We start from the raw sequence: 20,133 nt of genomic DNA on the forward strand, positions 1-20,133 counted from the left end.
CTTTCAAACCGCATTTTCACTTATTACAGGAATGCTGCCCTGTAATCGCAGCTACATTAGATGCAATAACGCCAATTTTCGGGACAGCAAAAATGATTAGTAATCCATACAGCGTCCCAAGAAGGGCTGCACTTAACTGCCATTTTGGCGCTTCTAATAGATTAAGTATCCCTCCTGAGCCAAAGAAGACAACTAAAATGGCAAGAAACAGCGTTCCTGTTATAAAGGTAAGAAAAGTAGTTTCTATTGTTCCAATCCTTCTACCTAGAGTTCCATTTATGGAGGATTGAGAACTTAGGAGAATTCCTCCTATTAATGTAAAGATAATCATATAGGCTCCTATTTCTAACACTCCCTAAAATATCAAAAATAATGCAATCGTCATGGACACAACTGAGAATATTTTTTCTTTGTTAATTTTGGCTTCTTTGCTTCCAAGCCATCCATAGTGTTCAATGACCATACTCATAATAAGCTGTCCTATGATGACCGAGACCATCGTAATTCCAACACCAACAAAAGGTACACTCATTACGATAATTGCGAGATATATTCCGCCCAATATTCCTCCGACAAGGAGCCATTTTGGTGAGCTTTTCACTTTAGAAAGTTTTCCTTTCCCCCAAAATAACCACATTAATCCTACGATGATCGATCCTATAAAAAAGTTGTAGAAACTCGTTTCTATTTTTCCAATTGAATTACCTAATTCAGCATACATTGCTCCTTCAAAGCTGAGAGCCGCTCCTGCTAATATTGCAGCGAAGTAAAATAATAAACGCAAATATATCTTTCCTCCCTAACAAACTATAAACATTTCATCAAAATCTCCAATTGAATTTCGGTTTATCAGTCTTATTTATATCACCTATTAATGGTAATCTGGCTAACATATTTTGCAATGCGTAAGAGTCCCACGGGAAATGTTCTGTAATTCCTAAACCAATGACTTCATGTTGGTTTGCAACATCTTGTAATAGCCTGATAATTGTTTCAAAAGTTGCTCCAGATTTTGCATTCTTTAACGTATCAATATAAAGATCAGGTCTCGCCCCTAATACAGAACGGAATTCCGTTAAATCTAGGACATCCAAATCAAAATGTATGAATACTTTCGAAGCATTGACCGACTGTAGCCAACTTAAAACAACCTCGCTATTGTCTGTAATCTCTTCTGGCGGTACACTTTTTAATTCAAGCTGATCAATCAAATCCTTTTCAGTTTTTTGCCATTGATTTAAACCTACAAGCAAGACATTTTGGGGATCTAGATGTTTAGGAATTAAAGAGACGAATTCCTCATCCCCATGACCGAGTAAATTAGCTAGAACATGAGCATGGTGTTCTTTCTGATTGGATTTATTATCGACATCGGGATGAGCATCGACCCAAAGAACAGCTATATCGCCATCATACTTTTCATTCATATAAGAGATCGGCGCTAGTTCAACCCCACAGTCCCCTCCAAGAACAATGACTTGATCAGGACTGTGTTTTTCCAGTGCCTTACTGGCATCGGCAAACTGCTTGAGTAAAGGTCCTCGTGCAAAGATCCCATTTTCGTTATATAATTCATTATCTAACGAAACGGGGATTTCTTCCTGAATATCGTTTTGATTTGGTGCAAGAAAGTTTAATAATTTTGCTCCTAAAAAGTAAGGCGGGTTGTATCCACCTTGCCATTGAGGAAATAATAAACGTAACTTTTTCTCTGTACTCATAACTAATCCTCCTAAATGATTTGCTGTCACCTAAACTGGTAATGACTTGTCAAAGATACAAGGCTGACCAATTCGGAAGTTTATTTATCTCTAAGAACCTGAGTAGATGAACAATTTCCAAGAGTGGCTACAAACAACAATAAACCCTATAGTAACTATAGGGTCAAGAAATGTTTTTATTCACTTTAGTTGATAATTAAAAACCATATGTTGTAATCCATAAAGGAAGCATAAGTTACGCATTCTTTATTATTCTTACCCGTAATTCAGTAAGAAACGTCGCTTCTTTTAAAGAACTATAGCTTGTAGGAAGCGATACTTCGTAGACAATATCATCCGTTTGGATCATATTTTGCTTGATGTAATCGAAAAGCTTACTATAGTAATAATCATAATTTTTTTCTTTAGAAGACCAATCAAACGATATGCATACGTAATCACCTGAAGGAATGACATCCAATTCAATCGGGTATTCAACCGCAAAATTCTCATTTTGAGAAACAGTTGTGTACATATAGTTATAGTGAATGCCAATGTCACTGTATGATTTCAAATCGAAGATATATCCATAATGATTGTCGATGATACAGCCTTTATCCTCCAGCACACTAGCCAATTTTCGTGCATTTAAACCCGGATCACTATCTGAATTTAAACACGGTGTAGAAACTTTTAAGATTTTTTCTTCACCTTTTTCTCTAAAATAGATAGTCCCTTTTTCTTTACTACAAATTTCTAGCTGTTCTTTAAGTTGCATTTTTCTTTTTTGAAGTAAACACTTAGCCGATTCTATTCTCTTCATTTCATCTTCAATTACCGTTTCTTGATTTTCAAGAAAGTCCCACATATCATGAGGATTATTTAATATATTTTTCTTAATATCCTCCAGTGGCGTTTGAATACCTTTTAAATACTTAATAATGTCCAAGTAGAAAAACTGCTTAATGTGATAGTATCTATAGCCATTCTCTGGATCTGTATAGTCAGGTTTAAAAATGCCAAGCTTATCATAGTACCGTAATGTCTGAATCGAGATATTGTTTAGACGAGCAGTCTCCCCGATTGTAAAATAGTCATCCATAGCAACCGCAACCTTTCATTAGAGAGGGAGTTCCCCAAAATACTTTTATCAATAATCACGCTACAAGCTCTCTACACCGTAAATATAATTAACAAATCGGATAATGTCAAAGTAATATTTAATTCACCTCTATCATTTCACTTTTAAATTACAGAGCCAACTTTATACTCTTAACGTTTTAAATCTACATTTTCCCATACTTCTCCATCTAGAACTTCTTCCCATGACACTTATTCCATTAAATGGCCGGTTTGTGGAAGACTTATCTTATTGAAAGTTTAGATGAAATCATATTATTTTAAGAAATGACTTCAAATATGAAATTTCGAAGATACAATGTATTACGGTTGATCAATCATAATTTCAAAAAGAATAAAAAAGGAAACGAAGAGCAATTCAATAGGACGAAAAATAAATTTAGCCATAATCCAAAAAATATTTATAATAAAACCCTTCGAATATGAAAATGCGAAGATAAAATATATTATGTGAGACTTAATCAAATATCGTAACTGAACAAGCGAAAACCGCAGACGTTACTTAGCCAATCAATTATTAGTGGGCTAAGTAAATCTGCGGTTTCTTTGTTTTCAATCATAAATAACTACGGAGGTTTCTATAAAATGCAAACAACAAAGAAGTATAAAACTTGGGATTCATTACCAGATACCCTTACAGCACAACATATTGCGGAGTTTCTCAGTATTTCGAGAAGAAGAGTCTATGAGTTATTTCAAACACAAATAGAACACGGCGGTATCCCCAACTTTTCGATTGGCACATCAAAAAGGGTGGAAAAATCAGACTTTAAACAATGGATTTTGAGATTAAAAGAGAAAAGTGAGGTAGATCAATAATTATGAAAGGACATTTTACAAAAAGAGGATGCAAATGTCCTCCTAACAATTGCACTTGTAATAAAAAGTGGTCCTTCGTTATTGACATTGGAAAGGATCCAAAAACAGGAGAACGGAGACAACACACAAAGGGAGGATTTAAAACGAAGCAGGAAGCTGAAGCAGTTGCTGCCTCTTTAATTACCGAAGTAAATCAGGGTACATTCATTAAAGAGTCAGATATTTTATTTAAGGATTGGGCTAATGATTGGTTACCACTCTATATTGAAAGAATTGCACCGAAACCCGGAACCATTCGTCTAAGACAATACAACATAAAAAAATTATTACCTTACTTTGCTCATTTAAAACTTAAAAACATCAATGAAGAAATGTATCAATCCGCATTGAATGATTTAAAAGATCAAGGTTTTGCTAGAACTACGATTGAAGGGGTTCATACTACAGCAAAAATGATATTTAAAATGGCTGTTAGTAAAAGAATACTTAAAATAGACCCCACAACAAATGCCTATATAAAAAAAGACGAGCAAATTATTATTGAATCAGATGAAGAAGAATTACCTGTATACTTCGAAAAAGAAGATCTTGCAGTGTTCTTAAAAGCCGTTTACGAACATGGACTTTTTATGGATGTCCTTATTTTTATTACATTATCCTATACAGGTATGCGAGTAGGGGAGCTAGTAGCACTCAAATGGAAGGATATAGATTTTAATAAACATACTATCCGGATCACAAAAACGTACTATAATCCCCAAAATAACACTAAAGAATACCAATTAGTTCCGCCTAAGACCAAAAAATCTCGACGTAAAATCATAGTAGATGAAGTTGTTATTGCAGCATTTAGAAAACATAGAGAAGAGCAAGAAAAGATGATTACTCGATTCGGTAAATCCTACAATGACAATGGCTTTGTGTTTGCTAATCTTAATCGTCATCCGGGCTACCCAGTCTTAATAAAGTTTATTGAAGGTAGAATGGCTAGGATATTAAATAAGGTAGACTTAAATTCAGACCTTACCCCGCACTCTCTACGCCATACGCATACATCACTTCTTGCTGAAGCCGGAGTAGGTCTGGAAGAGATTATGGATCGACTAGGCCACCATGATGATGAAGTTACTAGAAAAGTATACCTTCATGTTACAGACAATATGAAAAAAGAAGCCTCTGATAAATTTGGTGATTTAATGCGAGGGCTTATTTAATTATAACTTTGAAAGCAATCATCTTTGCTTTCAATATACATAAAATTTCATAAAGGAACTACTCAACCCAAGCTTATTAGTGTCATCATCCTGTTTAAATGAATCCTATTGAATGTGGATGTTAAAAAGCGGATAAGCAAATTTATCCCTCATCCCATTTACATACTTCAGAAACTAATTTCCATAAAGCATTATTTTCTTTATCTTTAGGTTCTAATTCTTTACATAGCCTTTCTACAGCCCTTTTAAACTCTTCGGAAACACCCTCGTCTTTTTCATCCACTTTTCAAACCCCCTTTATTCATGCTTTTCTTTACTAGAATTCCATTTCAACAAAGGTAACTCATTCATCCTTTCGATTAACCATCTCAAGAAGTTGTTTAATATCTTCTCCTGCAGATATAGCAGTGCCAGCTAATGAATTAAAACTATTTATTTTTTCCTGTTTTTCTTTAGGTTTTAATTTTACGAAAAAGCCATCCTTTTGCTCTTCAATAATAATTTGGTCGAATAATTTATGTTCTTTTAAAGTTCCTTTTACAATATTGAGGACTTTTGTCAATTTAAGATTTGCGTCATTTATTTCCAAAATCATTCACTCCTAATTAAAGCTCGACTCCCTTTAATTAACAATTTAACATTAACACCCAAACAAATAAAATGCTTTTTACTTTTCAATCGCAACAAAGTGAATTATTCACTATCAAAGCGGAAATAATGGACAATTGTAACAAAAAATAAAGAAAGTGAGGACATTCAATGAAAGGACATTTTTACAAACGAGGCTGTACATGCAAGAAGAAAAAATGCACTTGTGGAGCCAAATGGGCTTTTGTGATTGACATCGGCATAGATCCGGAAACCGGAAAGAGAAGGCAAAAGACCAAAAGCGGTTTTATAAATAAAGAAGAAGCTGTAACAGCTGCCGCTGCTCTCTTACAAGAATTGAATCTAGGGACGTATTTAGAGGAAACAGATCAAACATTTTGTGAATTTGCCAATGAGTGGCTTCCTATTTATAGTGAAGCAAAAGACGTTAAACCCGGAACCATTCGAGTCCGTCGTCATGAAATCAATAAACTCTTGCCCTACTTTTCCCGCCTCAAAATGAAGGACATTACGGGAAGGAAATATCAGGATGCACTAAATGATTTAAAAGATCAAGGATATTCTGATAGTACACGGGAAGGCATCCACCGTACAGGTAGAATGATCTTCCGAAAAGCATTAGAAATGGACCTGATTAAGAAAGATCCAACCGAATTTGCTTATTTGAAAAAAGATAAGAAAACGATTGAGCAACTGGAAGAAGAAGAAATTCCAAACTATCTTGAAAAAGAAGAACTTGCCCTGTTATTAAAAACAGCTAAGGATCATGGCCTTGAACATGATTACTTGATGTTTCTTATCCTTTCTTACACAGGAATCAGAGTTGGCGAATTAGTTGCTCTCAAGTGGAAAGATGTAGACTTTAGGAATCATACGGTCAGCATTACCAAAACGTATTACAATCCCAATAATAATACGACGAACTATCAGCTCGTCACACCAAAGACGAGAAAATCAAGAAGGAAAATTATTGTGGATGAAGAGGTGATTAACGCTTTGAAGAAGCATAAAAGGGATCAAGATCAAGTCATCGAACGGCTAGGGGACGATTACTACGATAAAGACTTTATCTTTGCCAAAATGGAACGACAATACGGATATCCTATCGTCATTAAGACCGTTCAAAATAGAATGGCGAGACTGCTTAGAATTGCAGGCCTAAATCCTGAGTTAACACCTCACTCGTTACGGCATACGCATACCTCGCTTCTTGCCGAGGCTAAAGTTGCTTTAGAACAGATCATGGATCGATTAGGGCATTCCGATGATCAAATTACAAAAAATGTGTATCTCCACGTTACACAAGAAATGAAAAAAGAAGCCTCCCAAAAGTTCAGTGAACTTATGAGAAGCCTCGATTAATATCCTCAATGTTAGCAAAATGTTAGCAAACCACTCTCATCTTACTTACAAACCCACTCATATCAAGGGTTGGAGGCACTTATTACATCATGCCGCCCATTCCGCCCATGCCACCCATGTCAGGCATTGCAGCACCTTGACCAGCTGGTTCTGGCTTGTCAGCAACTACAGCTTCTGTTGTTAAGAACATAGCAGCAACTGAACCTGCGTTTTGTAAGGCAGAACGAGTAACTTTAGTTGGATCAACGATACCAGCTTCGATCATGTTTACCCATTCGCCGTTAGCAGCGTTGAATCCTGTTCCCACTGGTTCGTTTTTCAATTTCTCAACGATTACGGATCCTTCTAGACCTGCGTTGAATGCGATTTGACGAACTGGTTCTTCGATCGCGCGTAGAACGATGTTGATACCAGTTGCTTCGTCGCCTTCTGCTTGGATAGCAGCTACTTTATTGTATACGTTTAGAAGTGCTGTACCACCACCTGCTACGATACCTTCTTCCACAGCAGCGCGAGTAGAGTTTAGAGCATCTTCGATACGTAGTTTGCGTTCTTTTAATTCTGTTTCTGTTGCAGCTCCAACTTTCACTACTGCTACACCGCCAGAAAGTTTTGCAAGACGTTCTTGTAATTTTTCACGGTCAAATTCAGAAGTAGTTTCTTCTAATTGAACACGGATTTGGTTTACACGTGCTTGGATATCTTCTGTTGAACCAGCACCTTCTACAATTGTAGTAGTCTCTTTTGTGATTACTACTTTTGCAGCGCGTCCTAAAGATTCAATAGATGTTGTCTTAAGCTCTAAGCCAAGATCTTCTGTGATTACTTGACCACCTGTTAAAACAGCGATATCTTCTAGCATTGCTTTACGACGATCACCGAATCCAGGAGCTTTAACAGCTACTGCAGTGAAAGTACCGCGAAGTTTGTTTAATACTAATGTAGCATTTGCTTCGCCTTCAACGTCTTCTGCAACGATTAATAATGGTTTACCTTGTTGAACAACTTGCTCTAACACTGGTAAAATTTCTTGAATGTTTGTAATCTTTTTATCTGTAATTAAGATATATGGATTTTCAAGAACAGCTTCCATTTTATCTGAGTCAGTTACCATGTAAGGTGATACATATCCACGGTCGAACTGCATACCTTCTACTACGTCTAGCTCAGTAGTGAAACCTTTTGATTCTTCGATTGTGATAACACCGTCGTTACCAACGCGTTCCATTGCTTCAGCAATTAATTGTCCTACTTCTTCATCTGCAGAAGAAATAGCAGCAACTTGTGCAATAGAAGCTTTGCCTTCGATTGGTTTAGAGATAGCTTTTAATTCCTCAATCGCAGTTGAGATTGCTCTGTCCATCCCTTTACGGATACCCATTGGGTTAGCTCCAGCAGTAACGTTTTTAAGTCCTTCGCGGATCATTGCTTGTGCTAGAACTGTTGCTGTTGTTGTACCGTCTCCAGCAACATCATTTGTTTTGCTTGCTACTTCAGCAACTAGTTTTGCACCCATGTTTTCGAATGCATCTTCTAATTCGATTTCTTTTGCAATTGTTACACCATCATTTGTAATAAGTGGTGAACCATATTTTTTTTCAAGAACCACGTTACGTCCTTTTGGTCCAAGCGTTACTTTAACAGCGTCTGCTAGAGCGTCTACCCCACGCAGCATTGCACGGCGAGCTTCTTCACTAAATTTAATATCTTTAGCCATTTTGAAAAACCTCCTCAAGTATTGTTATCTCATGTATTTTTATAATTCAGTAATCTCTTATGTTAAAATAAAGTTAGCCAATAATAGCTAAAATGTCGCTTTCGCGAAGGATTAAATATTCTTTCCCTTCGTACTTCACTTCAGTACCAGAGTATTTTGAGAAGATAATGCGGTCATCAACAGATACTTCAAGCGCAGCACGTTCTCCGTTGTCTAGTACACGACCAGTTCCTACAGCTACTACTTTACCTTCTTGAGGCTTTTCTTTAGCAGAGTCTGGTAATACGATACCACTTGCAGTTTTTTCTTCTGTTTCAACAAGCTCAATAATAATGCGATCTCCTAATGGCTTTAACAAGTGAAACAACCTCCTCAAATTATATACAAATTTTTTATTATTAGCACTCAATCACAATGAGTGCTAACACAATTATTATATTAATTAATCTTTTCTCAGAATGCAAGAGACAAGACTTATTTTTTCGTAAATTTTTTTCTAGTTTCTTTTGCCCTTACAAAGTATATACCTTTACGCCTTAAATATTCATTCTTTCTATTATTTTAGTTGCTACTATTTGAAACAAGACACTCCTTATTAGTAGAATAGAAAGTATGATTGTCTGTTATCTTCAATATAATATGAACAGATCAGCTTAGATATAATTCCTATGTCACAAACTTTTAAACCATATTTATTTAAAGGAGCTTTTATTTTGAAAAAAGAATATTGGATTATCATAATAGCTTACATTGCCATGCAGCTCTCTACTTTTGTTGGAGTTCCTGTTATTCTTTTTATCGCTGGTTTGCTTGGGTATAACCCAGCATCTAAAGCGATTCAATTCCAATCTAACGTTATTTGGTTGATATTTAGTTTTGTCGTTACCCTTATAATCTGTCTTTTTCTGTTAAGAAAAGAAATGAGAAATCCAATGCGTTCCGATATGATGAATATTCCTTCTTCTATCGGCTGGGCAATCGGGGGCATTTTTCTATCTTTATTTGCACAAACCTTCGCAGGCATAATCGAACGACTATTAGGCATAGAAGCTGGATCGGAAAACACAGAGCAAATCATGCAGCTTATTAATGCTGCACCTCTTGTCATTATCGTAGTAAGTATGATTGGACCCATTCTCGAGGAAATTGTGTTTCGTAAAATTATTTTCGGTTCCCTATATAAGCGGTTCGGATTTTTTATCTCTGCACTAATTAGCTCCCTTATCTTTGCGGTTGCTCATAGAGATTTCACCCATATCCTACTATATGCAAGCATGGGTTTTACATTTGCTTTCCTATATGTGAGAACCAAAAGAATCCTTGTGCCGATCTTCGCCCATGTCGCAATGAATTCACTCGTAGTTATCATGCAATTAAACTATGATAGAATTATCGAATGGCAGGAAAAGTACTCAGGCGTCACACACTTTATTGGAGGATTTTTATAAAATGAGAAGATCACCGCTATTTTCAGGAGTTCTATATATTATATTTGGAGCTTTCTTTATATACTTTGCTGTACATGATTTACAACGAAACCAAGAATGGGGATTCTATACATATTTACTAGTCATCCTCGCGACCTTTGATATTGGTTCAGGAATTAAGCTAATCAACTTTCACTTCTTCCTGAAAAAAAACCAACACGACAGCAAAAAACCAAAACAATAATCGAATGGCATTTACAGGAGATGAGCAAAAGAAATTGCCCTTATAAAGTTGATTGGAGTAGAAGTCCGTTGACTCCTGTTGGAAATCAACGAACACAAATTTCTCTAAAAAAAATGCGTGTATAAGAATGTAGTTATCTCTACACCCTTATACACGCATTTCCTTTTATTCTTCCGTTTCCTCAACCTCTACTTCAGCATCAGGAGTAGGATAATGTTTCAAGAAATAAACAAGAGATTGCAGTTCTACTGCTAAGTCAATATGATGAACTCGTACATATGATGGCACATTTAGACGAGCAGGAGTAAAGTTCAATATTCCTTTAATATTACTTTCTACTAAACGATCTGTAATTACCTGAGCAGCACTTGCAGGAACCGTTAATATCGCCACTTCCACCCCATTATCTTGCAGAACTTTCTCTAAATCATCCATATGATGAATCGGTACGTCGTTCACTAAAGTGCCAATCTTTTCTTCTATCACATCGAATCCCACTTCTATTTTTGTGTTATTATTCTTTAAGAAGTTATATTTTAAAAAGGCAACCCCAAGATTACCAACACCAATTAAAGCAACCTTTGTTAGTTCGTCTTGATCTAATGTTTTTCGGAAAAAAGACAATAAATAGTTTACATTATAACCATATCCTTTTTTTCCAAGGGCGCCAAAATAAGAAAAATCCCGTCTTATCGTAGCAGAATCAACCTTTACTGCTTCACTTAATTCAGCTGAAGAAACTCTCTGCTTTCCTGATGAATGCAAGTTTTTTAAAAAACGATAATATAATGGTAACCGCTTTGCTGTTGCCTGCGGTATTTTCATTACTTCATTATGCATACTTATCCCCTACCTATATTTAAAAATTAGCAGTTATATCTCCTGCTCTCTTTTGTAATCGCCGCTTTTCCCACCTGATTTCTCGACTAAATAGGTGTGCCCAATTACCATCCCTTTATCTATGCTTTTACACATATCATAAATAGTTAATGCTGTGGCAGAAGCAGCAGTTAATGCTTCCATTTCCACACCCGTATTCCCAACTGTCTTTACCGTTGCTGAAATAATTAGGTGGAAAAATCCTGCCTCTTCTTCCCATCGAAACGATATATCGACACCCTTCAACATAATTGGGTGACACATAGGGATAATATCAGCCGTTTTCTTAGCAGCCATAATTCCTGCCACTTGAGCAACAGCTAAGACATCCCCTTTTTTGATTTCCAGTTTAGTGATTTTCTGATAGATTTCTTCCCTTACTTTAACGCTAGATTGAGCAACAGCTATGCGAACGGTTTCACTTTTTTCTGAGATATCAACCATTTTTGCACGGCCCTCATGATTAAAATGTGTAAACTCCCCCATAATAACACCTCTAAGCAAAATGATACACTATTTTAAGGAGAATGTGTATTTATTATCACTTTTTTCCCATTTCACCTTTATTGCAGTATAACGTATTTTTAGGTTACACTTATGGTACATAATCCCCTGAGGTGAAGAAATGATACTATTACAAGTAAATCAGTTAACCAAGCACTTTGGAGCTGAACTTATCTTATCAAATATAAAATTAGAAGTACAAGCAAGAGACAGAATCGCTCTCGTGGGAAGAAATGGTGCCGGTAAGTCTACCTTATTAAAAATAATTGCCGGACAACTGTCTTATGACTCCGGTGAAATCATAAAACCGAAAAATGTTGAAATAGGCTACCTTGCCCAAAATACAGGGCTTGAATCAAGTCTTTCCATTTGGGATGAGATGTTAACTGTGTTCCATGAGCTTCAAATAAAAGAGAAGCATTTAAGAAAACTGGAACAACAGATGTCGGATCCTGGTACTATCGAGAACCCAGATGCTTTTGAGAAAATTTTAAAGGAATATGACAATCTGCAATACGAATTTAAGGAAAGCGGCGGCTACCAATACGAAGCAGATATTCGTTCCGTTTTACACGGACTGAACTTTAATACATTCGATTACAGTACTAAAATTTCCTCTTTAAGTGGTGGGCAAAAAACAAGACTAGCATTAGCTAAACTACTGCTTACGACACCAGATATACTAATTCTAGATGAGCCGACTAACCATTTAGATATTGAAACCCTTTCCTGGTTAGAGCAATACTTGCAAGGCTATAAAGGAGCTGTCTTAATCGTTTCCCATGACCGGTACTTCCTTGACAAAGTAGTAACACAAGTCTATGAAATATCCAGACATCATATACAAAAATTTCTAGGTAACTATAGCGGTTATCTTGAGCAAAAAGCAGAAAATTATGAGCGCGAAATGAAACTTTATGAAAAGCAGCAAGATGAAATTGCCAAACTAGAAACATTTATTCAAAAAAATTTAGCACGTGCATCTACAACGAAAAGAGCACAAAGTCGTAGAAAAACATTGGATAAAATGGACCGTATGGATCGTCCAGACGGAAATGAAAAGTCAGCTTCTTTTGGGTTTGAAATTACAAAACAAACAGGTAATGATGTTTTAAAAATGGATGATCTTTCTATTGGTTATAAAGATAATACCGTATCCAAACACATATCCTTCCAAATAAAAAGAGGAGATAGTGTGGCATTAGTGGGACCAAACGGTGTTGGTAAATCTACTTTATTGAAGACAATCATTGAAAAGCTGCCAAAGCATGCTGGCTCCATTTCACTTGGATCAAATGTAATGATCGGCTACTATGACCAAGAACAAGCAGAATTGACATCTAACAAACGCGTATTAAATGAATTATGGGATGACTTCCCACTAACTCCTGAAAAAGATATCCGAACGGTACTTGGTAACTTCTTATTCTCTGGTGACGATGTTTTAAAAACAGTTAACTCATTAAGTGGTGGAGAAAAAGCGCGTTTAGCATTATCTAAATTAATGATGGAAAAACCCAATGTATTAATTTTGGACGAACCAACGAACCATTTAGATTTAGATAGTAAAGAAGTACTTGAAAATGCTCTAATTGATTATCCAGGCACCATATTATTTGTTTCACATGATCGTTATTTTATAAATAGAATCGCAACAAAAGTGATTGAATTAAGTGCAGAGGGATCTACAGAATTCTTAGGTGACTACGATTATTATGTGGAAAAGAAGTTAGAACAAGCAGAGATTAAAGCATTGGAAGCAACGGCTTCTATTCAGGTTGAACGTGACAATGGTACAGAAGAAAAAACATCTTACCAGATGGATAAAGAAGCCAAAAAGTTAGAAAGACAAAGAATAAGAAGAATTGAAGAAATTGAAACAACGATTGAAGAACTAGAATTAAAAGTATCGGAACAGGAAACTCTCCTTTGTGAACCTGAAATCTTTCAAGATCATGCAAAAGTTTTAGAACTAAATAACAGCCTTGAATTATTAAAAGATCAAATTGATCGTTTGATGGATGAATGGACCGAATTGTCAGATAAGTAAAAAGTACTGGGTATGCCTATACCCAGTACTTTTTTCCACATTATTATCCACATATTAAAGAGTTATTATATAAGCTTTCCACATATTTACCCACAATATCCACAAAACTCTAATAATTTATACACATTATCCACATAATATGTATATAACAACATATTTATTCACAATTACTCTTTTCTATGCATATAAGTAAAAAGGCTTATTTTTCTTCATTGTGGATAGTTATATCCAATCCTGGATTTCCGTTCAAATCCAGCTGTGCTCGCTGTCCTTTCTCAAAGAAAATAGTGCCAGCTGCTGCAATCATCGCTGCATTATCCGTACATAAGGACAATGGGGGAATGGTTAACTTTACAGAATCTAACTGCTCAAATTTCTCTGCAAGTTCTGTTCTTAGACCATTGTTAGCAGCAACACCGCCCGCTAATACAACTTGTTTCACCTTGTATTCCTTTGCTGCTTCCACGGTCTTTGAGACTAATACATCTACTACACTTTCCTGAAAACTAGCAGCCAAGTCTTCTGGTCTAATAACTTCTCCACGTTGTTCAGCGTTATGCACAGTGTTGATAACTGCTGATTTTAATCCACTGAAACTGAAATCATACGTACCTTCTATCCATGCTCTTGGAAGCTTAACAGCTTTTGGGTTTCCTTCTCCTGCTAATCGATCAATATGAGGTCCACCTGGATAAGGAAGCTGAAGCGTTCTTGCGACTTTATCATATGCTTCGCCAGCCGCATCATCCCTTGTTTCTCCAATAACCTCAAAATGACCATGCTCTTTCATTAACACTAATTCGGTATGTCCACCAGAAACCACAAGCGCTAATAAAGGAAATTCTAAGTTATCCACAAGTCGATTAGCATATATATGCCCAGCAATATGATGTACACCCACTAAGGGGATATCATGTGCAAAACTTATTGCTTTAGCTGCATTTACACCTATTAAAAGAGCACCTACTAAACCAGGACCTTCTGTTACAGCAATAGCATCAATATCCTCATAGCTTATCTCTGCTTTTGAGAGGGCCTCTTCAATCACAATCGTAATTTGCTCTACATGATGTCTCGAAGCAATTTCTGGAACTACGCCGCCAAATCGTTTATGACTTTCGATTTGAGAAGAAACAATATTAGAAAGGATTTCTGTTCCATTTTTTACAATAGAAACAGCCGTCTCGTCACAGCTTGTTTCCATACCCATTATTATTACATTATTATTCTTCATAATTTCACCCACATTACTAAAGCATCTTCTTGATTATCTGTATAGTACTTCTTTCTAATTGCTCCATTTTGAAATCCAAGTTTTCTATATAAATTTTGTGCTACTTCATTTGTTACACGAACTTCTAATGTCATAGTAGTTGCACCTAGCTTTGTTGCTTCTTCCATAATCTTTGTGAGCAGCATTTCACCAAGTTTTTTCCCTCTAAAATCAGGCAGAATAGCGATATTTGTAATATGTGCTTCATCTACAACAATCCATACACCACAATATCCTACTAGCCCGTCTTCATATTGGATGACAATATACTTTGCAAACCGATTCTGTGTTAGCTCATTATAAAAAGCCTCTTTGCTCCAAGGAGTACTAAAAGAAATCGTTTCGATTTTAAAAACATCATCGATATCCGCGACTGTCATATTGCGAAATTCAAATGTTGACATTATCCCCTGTCTTCCTTTTTCTCTATTTTATTTGCCTTCAGCCAATTTGCCTCTGCTTCTGCCAAGCGAATATAATTGGGGGTAAACGTATGTATTGCTTCTCCCTCTCTTGCTTCACCTAACATTGCAAGGATAGACGGTCTAGGATTAAAGTCCACAGCGTCTGTTAACTGGGCAAACTCTCCCAACCCTTCTGTTAAAGTATCTTGATGTATTGGTAAGTCATTGCCTACAAACAATATTCGCTGTTTTAATGGGACAAGCTGCCCTACCCAATCAGTTGAAAGAATTAACTGATCATTTTTTACGATCTCAATATCATTCCTGCTAAATTGATAAAGTCCTGTGTAAATCTGTCCTCTTCTAGCATCAAATAAGGGAGAAACATATCCATCAAAGTATCTTCCCACAGATGCAGCAAGCACTTCTAAACTAGAAACACCTACGAGTGGGATGTTCAACGTCCAAGCCAGCGTTTTCGCAATGGTAACACCAATACGCACACCTGTATAAGATCCTGGACCTTTTGCTACCACAATTTTAGAAAGATCCTTTGGTTTTATATCACAGTCCTTCATTAACTGTTCAATTGCTGGCATTGCTCTAATCGAATGATTCTTTTTTAGGTTTGTAATATACTCCCCGATTACCTTCCCATTCTCATATAAGGCAACCCCTAATACAAAATTTGATGTATCTATTGCTAATATCTTCATGAAAATAACTCCTTACATAATTGCATATAACGGGAGCCCTTAGGTGATAAGACAATTTTTCTTCCCGATGTATTATCATAGTATAAGTTAATCTGCAGATAATCCACTGGTAACTGCTCCTCAATCAAATGAGCCCACTCCACTACTGTAACGCCTTCACCCTCGAAATACTCATCAAATCCTAAATCCTCATCGCTATCCTTTAAACGATAAACATCCATATGATACAATGGCAATTTCCCTTGATACTCTTTAATTATTGTAAAGGTAGGACTATTAACTGTTTTAGTTATCCCTAACCCTTTCGCTATTCCTTTTGTAAAAGTTGTTTTGCCAGCACCTAAATCACCTTCTAAAGTGATTACATCTCCTGCTTGTAAAAGCCATGCAATCCGCTCAGCAAAATCAATCGTTCCTTCCGCAGTATCTGCCTTCCATTCAAAGTTATTCATAAATTACTCCTAATACAAATTTAATAATGGTATTATCTTTTATTATACTCAATTACCCACTGAGTCTAAAGGTAGTCTTTTGTTTTTTGTGGAAAAGCTTCTGATCTTGCAATTTTATTTTTATTTAGTTATCCACAGTCTCTCCATTTAAAGAATTCCTAGACGAACAAAAAAATCCTTAGGTTTCATTCCTAAGGATTTTTCATTGTTTGATTGCGGGGACAGGATTTGAACCTGCGACCTTCGGGTTATGAGCCCGACGAGCTACCAGACTGCTCCACCCCGCGACGATATAAAATAATAAAAGCCTGGCGACGTCCTACTCTCACAGGGGGAGAACCCCCAACTACCATCGGCGCTGAGAAGCTTAACTTCCGTGTTCGGTATGGGAACGGGTGTGACCTTCTCGCTATCGCCACCAGACTATTTATTTTTGAGGTTATTCCCTCAAAACTAGATTATGAAGTAAAAGAAAGAATGAGTAATCAGTATTGTCCAGCTCCAACGCCGATAAACAGGCGTTTCCGCTTTTCATTTTAGTTAAGTCCTCGATCTATTAGTATCAGTCAGCTCCACATGTCGCCACGCTTCCACCTCTGACCTATCAACCTGATCATCTTTCAGGGATCTTACTAGCTTGCGCTATGGGAAATCTCATCTTGAGGGGGGCTTCATGCTTAGATGCTTTCAGCACTTATCCCTTCCGCACATAGCTACCCAGCGATGCCTTTGGCAAGACAACTGGTACACCAGCGGTGCGTCCATCCCGGTCCTCTCGTACTAAGGACAGCTCCTCTCAAATTTCCTACGCCCACGACGGATAGGGACCGAACTGTCTCACGACGTTCTGAACCCAGCTCGCGTACCGCTTTAATGGGCGAACAGCCCAACCCTTGGGACCGACTACAGCCCCAGGATGCGATGAGCCGACATCGAGGTGCCAAACCTCCCCGTCGATGTGGACTCTTGGGGGAGATAAGCCTGTTATCCCCGGGGTAGCTTTTATCCGTTGAGCGATGGCCCTTCCATGCGGAACCACCGGATCACTAAGCCCGACTTTCGTCCCTGCTCGACTTGTAGGTCTCGCAGTCAAGCTCCCTTGTGCCTTTACACTCTACGAATGATTTCCAACCATTCTGAGGGAACCTTTGGGCGCCTCCGTTACTTTTTAGGAGGCGACCGCCCCAGTCAAACTGCCCACCTGACACTGTCTCCCACCCCGATCAGGGGTGCGGGTTAGAATGTCAATACAGCCAGGGTAGTATCCCACCAATGCCTCCACCGAAGCTGGCGCTCCGGCTTCCAAGGCTCCTACCTATCCTGTACAAGCTGTACCAAAATTCAATATCAGGCTGCAGTAAAGCTCCACGGGGTCTTTCCGTCCTGTCGCGGGTAACCTGCATCTTCACAGGTACTATAATTTCACCGAGTCTCTCGTTGAGACAGTGCCCAGATCGTTACACCTTTCGTGCGGGTCGGAACTTACCCGACAAGGAATTTCGCTACCTTAGGACCGTTATAGTTACGGCCGCCGTTTACTGGGGCTTCAATTCAGAGCTTCGCACTAACGTGCTAACCCCTCCTCTTAACCTTCCAGCACCGGGCAGGTGTCAGCCCCTATACTTCGCCTTGCGGCTTCGCAGAGACCTGTGTTTTTGCTAAACAGTCGCCTGGGCCTATTCACTGCGGCTCTCGCAGGCTTGCACCCGCAAGAGCACCCCTTCTCCCGAAGTTACGGGGTCATTTTGCCGAGTTCCTTAACGAGAGTTCTCTCGCTCACCTTAGGATTCTCTCCTCGCCTACCTGTGTCGGTTTGCGGTACGGGCACCCTAAATCTCGCTAGAGGCTTTTCTTGGCAGTGTGGAATCAGGAACTTCGGTACTATATTTCCCTCGCCGTCACAGCTCCGCTTATGTGGTAATGGGATTTGCCTCATTACCAGCCTAACTGCTTGGACGTGCTAATCCAACAGCACGCTTACCCTATCCTCCTGCGTCCCCCCATTGCTCAAACGATTTAAAGGTGGTACAGGAATATCAACCTGTTGTCCATCGCCTACGCTTTTCAGCCTCGGCTTAGGTCCCGACTAACCCTGAGCGGACGAGCCTTCCTCAGGAAACCTTAGGCATTCGGTGGATGAGATTCTCACTCATCTTTCGCTACTCATACCGGCATTCTCACTTCTAAGCGCTCCACCAGTCCTTACGGTCTAGCTTCAACGCCCTTAGAACGCTCTCCTACCACTGACATCATAGATGTCAATCCACAGCTTCGGTGATACGTTTAGCCCCGGTACATTTTCGGCGCAGAGTCACTCGACCAGTGAGCTATTACGCACTCTTTAAATGGTGGCTGCTTCTAAGCCAACATCCTGGTTGTCTAAGCAACTCCACATCCTTTTCCACTTAACGTATACTTTGGGACCTTAGCTGGTGGTCTGGGCTGTTTCCCTCTTGACCACGGATCTTATCACTCGTAGTCTGACTCCCAAGAATAAGTATTTGGCATTCGGAGTTTGTCTGAATTCGGTAACCCGATGGGGGCCCCTAGTCCAAACAGTGCTCTACCTCCAATACTCTAAATCTTGAGGCTAGCCCTAAAGCTATTTCGGAGAGAACCAGCTATCTCCAAGTTCGATTGGAATTTCTCCGCTACCCACACCTCATCCCCGCACTTTTCAACGTGCGTGGGTTCGGGCCTCCATCCAGTGTTACCTGGACTTCACCCTGGACATGGGTAGATCACCTGGTTTCGGGTCTACAACCACATACTATTTCGCCCTATTCAGACTCGCTTTCGCTGCGGCTCCGTCTCTTCAACTTAACCTCGCATGTAATCGTAACTCGCCGGTTCATTCTACAAAAGGCACGCTATCACCCATAAATGGGCTCTAACTACTTGTAGGCACACGGTTTCAGGATCTATTTCACTCCCCTTCCGGGGTGCTTTTCACCTTTCCCTCACGGTACTGGTTCACTATCGGTCACTAGGGAGTATTTAGCCTTGGGAGATGGTCCTCCCTGCTTCCGACGGGATTTCTCGTGTCCCGCCGTACTCAGGATACACTCAAGAGGGAACGAAGTTTCGACTACAGGGTTTTTACCTTCTACGACTGACCTTTCCAGATCGATTCGTCTACCCCGTTCCTTTGTAACTCCATATAGAGTGTCCTACAACCCCAAGAGGCAAGCCTCTTGGTTTGGGCTAATCCCGTTTCGCTCGCCGCTACTCAGGGAATCGCGTTTGCTTTCTCTTCCTCCGGGTACTTAGATGTTTCAGTTCCCCGGGTCTGCCTTCAGTACCCTATGTATTCAGGTAAAGATTCTATCCCATTACGGATAGAGGGTTTCCCCATTCGGAAATCTCTGGATCAAAGCTTACTTACAGCTCCCCAAAGCATATCGGTGTTAATCCCGTCCTTCATCGGCTCCTAGTGCCAAGGCATCCACCGTGCGCCCTTTCTAACTTAACTTAGTTTCGACCAAAGATAAGCGGCGTATCTCTTCGTCAGCTTCTTCACTCTGCTCCTCACGTACTGTCGTACGCTCCGGTGCTCGTTCGGTCGCTTCCTTGACCTACTTGCTTTTCTTTGCTCTCCAATCTTTGAAGGAGTATTCGTTTAA

Annotated in this window: 19 protein-coding genes, 1 tRNA gene, 2 rRNA genes and 1 pseudogene; 6 read left to right on the top strand and 17 right to left on the bottom strand. The window is 38.7% G+C overall.

From position 1 onward, the window contains the following. Positions 1–34 precede the first annotated feature (34 nt). The 4 genes and pseudogenes from NSQ89_RS20525 to NSQ89_RS20540 all read right to left on the bottom strand — a co-directional run. A pseudogene (locus tag NSQ89_RS20525) lies at positions 35–343 on the bottom strand (DMT family transporter); the annotation flags it as partial. 12 nt (positions 344–355) lie between these two features. Next, positions 356–784 (bottom strand): DMT family transporter, encoded by a 429-nt coding sequence (locus tag NSQ89_RS20530; protein ID WP_341133222.1) that lies wholly within the window; start codon positions 782–784, stop codon positions 356–358. 37 nt (positions 785–821) lie between these two features. Beyond that, positions 822–1,721, bottom strand: a complete 900-nt coding sequence (locus NSQ89_RS20535) for an arginase family protein (RefSeq protein WP_341133223.1) — start codon at positions 1,719–1,721, stop codon at positions 822–824. A 235-nt stretch (positions 1,722–1,956) separates the two neighbouring features. Continuing rightward, positions 1,957–2,802, bottom strand: a complete 846-nt coding sequence (locus tag NSQ89_RS20540) for a MerR family transcriptional regulator (RefSeq protein WP_341133224.1) — start codon at positions 2,800–2,802, stop codon at positions 1,957–1,959. A gap of 623 nt (positions 2,803–3,425) precedes the next feature. On the opposite strand from NSQ89_RS20540, the gene NSQ89_RS20545 reads away from it, so the two are divergent. Then, positions 3,426–3,659: a helix-turn-helix domain-containing protein gene (locus NSQ89_RS20545; protein WP_341133225.1), complete on the top strand. Its 234-nt coding sequence runs from the start codon at positions 3,426–3,428 to the stop codon at positions 3,657–3,659. 2 nt (positions 3,660–3,661) lie between these two features. After that, positions 3,662–4,873, top strand: coding sequence for a site-specific integrase (locus NSQ89_RS20550; RefSeq protein WP_341133226.1), 1,212 nt, complete (start codon positions 3,662–3,664; stop codon positions 4,871–4,873). 142 nt (positions 4,874–5,015) lie between these two features. Here NSQ89_RS20550 and NSQ89_RS20555 read toward each other — a convergent pair whose 3' ends face one another. Both NSQ89_RS20555 and NSQ89_RS20560 read right to left on the bottom strand, forming a co-directional pair. Beyond that, a complete protein-coding gene (locus NSQ89_RS20555; protein ID WP_341133227.1) occupies positions 5,016–5,156 on the bottom strand; it encodes a hypothetical protein in 141 nt (46 codons plus the stop codon). Positions 5,157–5,216: 60 nt separating this feature from the next. Then, positions 5,217–5,462, bottom strand: a complete 246-nt coding sequence (locus NSQ89_RS20560) for a hypothetical protein (protein WP_341133228.1) — start codon at positions 5,460–5,462, stop codon at positions 5,217–5,219. Positions 5,463–5,632: 170 nt separating this feature from the next. On the opposite strand from NSQ89_RS20560, the gene NSQ89_RS20565 reads away from it, so the two are divergent. Further along, complete coding sequence (locus NSQ89_RS20565; RefSeq protein WP_341133229.1) at positions 5,633–6,844, top strand: site-specific integrase; 1,212 nt, start codon at positions 5,633–5,635, stop codon at positions 6,842–6,844. An 82-nt stretch (positions 6,845–6,926) separates the two neighbouring features. On the opposite strand, the gene groL is transcribed toward NSQ89_RS20565, so the two are convergent. Both groL and groES read right to left on the bottom strand, forming a co-directional pair. Then, positions 6,927–8,561, bottom strand: coding sequence for a chaperonin GroEL (gene groL, locus NSQ89_RS20570; protein ID WP_047943331.1), 1,635 nt, complete (start codon positions 8,559–8,561; stop codon positions 6,927–6,929). 73 nt (positions 8,562–8,634) lie between these two features. Next, positions 8,635–8,919 (bottom strand): co-chaperone GroES, encoded by a 285-nt coding sequence (gene groES / locus NSQ89_RS20575; protein ID WP_047943330.1) that lies wholly within the window; start codon positions 8,917–8,919, stop codon positions 8,635–8,637. A gap of 355 nt (positions 8,920–9,274) precedes the next feature. Between groES and NSQ89_RS20580 the strand changes: the two genes are divergently transcribed. Continuing rightward, entirely contained in the window at positions 9,275–10,009 is a 735-nt protein-coding gene (locus NSQ89_RS20580) for a CPBP family intramembrane glutamic endopeptidase (protein ID WP_341133230.1), read from the top strand. Between the two features lies 1 nt (position 10,010). Then, on the top strand, positions 10,011–10,232 hold the full coding sequence (locus tag NSQ89_RS20585) for a YdiK family protein (protein WP_341133231.1): 222 nt from the start codon (positions 10,011–10,013) through the stop codon (positions 10,230–10,232). A 165-nt stretch (positions 10,233–10,397) separates the two neighbouring features. On the opposite strand, the gene NSQ89_RS20590 is transcribed toward NSQ89_RS20585, so the two are convergent. Then, positions 10,398–11,072, bottom strand: a complete 675-nt coding sequence (locus tag NSQ89_RS20590; protein ID WP_341133232.1) for a redox-sensing transcriptional repressor Rex — start codon at positions 11,070–11,072, stop codon at positions 10,398–10,400. A 33-nt stretch (positions 11,073–11,105) separates the two neighbouring features. Beyond that, a complete protein-coding gene (moaC, locus tag NSQ89_RS20595) occupies positions 11,106–11,597 on the bottom strand; it encodes a cyclic pyranopterin monophosphate synthase MoaC (protein ID WP_341133233.1) in 492 nt (163 codons plus the stop codon). 139 nt (positions 11,598–11,736) lie between these two features. On the opposite strand from moaC, the gene NSQ89_RS20600 reads away from it, so the two are divergent. Next, on the top strand, positions 11,737–13,665 hold the full coding sequence (locus NSQ89_RS20600) for an ABC-F family ATP-binding cassette domain-containing protein (RefSeq protein WP_341133234.1): 1,929 nt from the start codon (positions 11,737–11,739) through the stop codon (positions 13,663–13,665). 199 nt (positions 13,666–13,864) lie between these two features. On the opposite strand, the gene tsaD is transcribed toward NSQ89_RS20600, so the two are convergent. The 7 genes from tsaD to NSQ89_RS20635 all read right to left on the bottom strand — a co-directional run bounded on the left by tsaD (position 13,865) and on the right by NSQ89_RS20635 (position 19,982). Further along, on the bottom strand, positions 13,865–14,899 hold the full coding sequence (gene tsaD, locus NSQ89_RS20605; protein WP_341133235.1) for a tRNA (adenosine(37)-N6)-threonylcarbamoyltransferase complex transferase subunit TsaD: 1,035 nt from the start codon (positions 14,897–14,899) through the stop codon (positions 13,865–13,867). After that, complete coding sequence (gene rimI, locus NSQ89_RS20610; RefSeq protein ID WP_341133236.1) at positions 14,896–15,342, bottom strand: ribosomal protein S18-alanine N-acetyltransferase; 447 nt, start codon at positions 15,340–15,342, stop codon at positions 14,896–14,898. Before rimI ends, tsaD begins: the two co-directional genes overlap by 4 nt. Continuing rightward, a complete protein-coding gene (gene tsaB / locus NSQ89_RS20615; RefSeq protein WP_341133237.1) occupies positions 15,342–16,058 on the bottom strand; it encodes a tRNA (adenosine(37)-N6)-threonylcarbamoyltransferase complex dimerization subunit type 1 TsaB in 717 nt (238 codons plus the stop codon). Before tsaB ends, rimI begins: the two co-directional genes overlap by 1 nt. Next, a complete protein-coding gene (tsaE, locus tag NSQ89_RS20620; protein ID WP_047943321.1) occupies positions 16,055–16,510 on the bottom strand; it encodes a tRNA (adenosine(37)-N6)-threonylcarbamoyltransferase complex ATPase subunit type 1 TsaE in 456 nt (151 codons plus the stop codon). Before tsaE ends, tsaB begins: the two co-directional genes overlap by 4 nt. 213 nt (positions 16,511–16,723) lie before the next feature. Continuing rightward, a tRNA-Met gene (locus NSQ89_RS20625) sits at positions 16,724–16,797 on the bottom strand. A gap of 19 nt (positions 16,798–16,816) precedes the next feature. Then, positions 16,817–16,933, bottom strand: a 5S ribosomal RNA gene (rrf, locus tag NSQ89_RS20630). Between the two features lie 113 nt (positions 16,934–17,046). After that, positions 17,047–19,982 (bottom strand): 23S ribosomal RNA (locus NSQ89_RS20635). Positions 19,983–20,133: the final 151 nt, after the last annotated feature.

Origin of the sequence: Niallia sp. FSL R7-0648 (genome assembly GCF_038007005.1) — a bacterium.
Taxonomy (GTDB): Bacteria; Bacillota; Bacilli; order Bacillales; family Cytobacillaceae; genus Niallia; species Niallia circulans.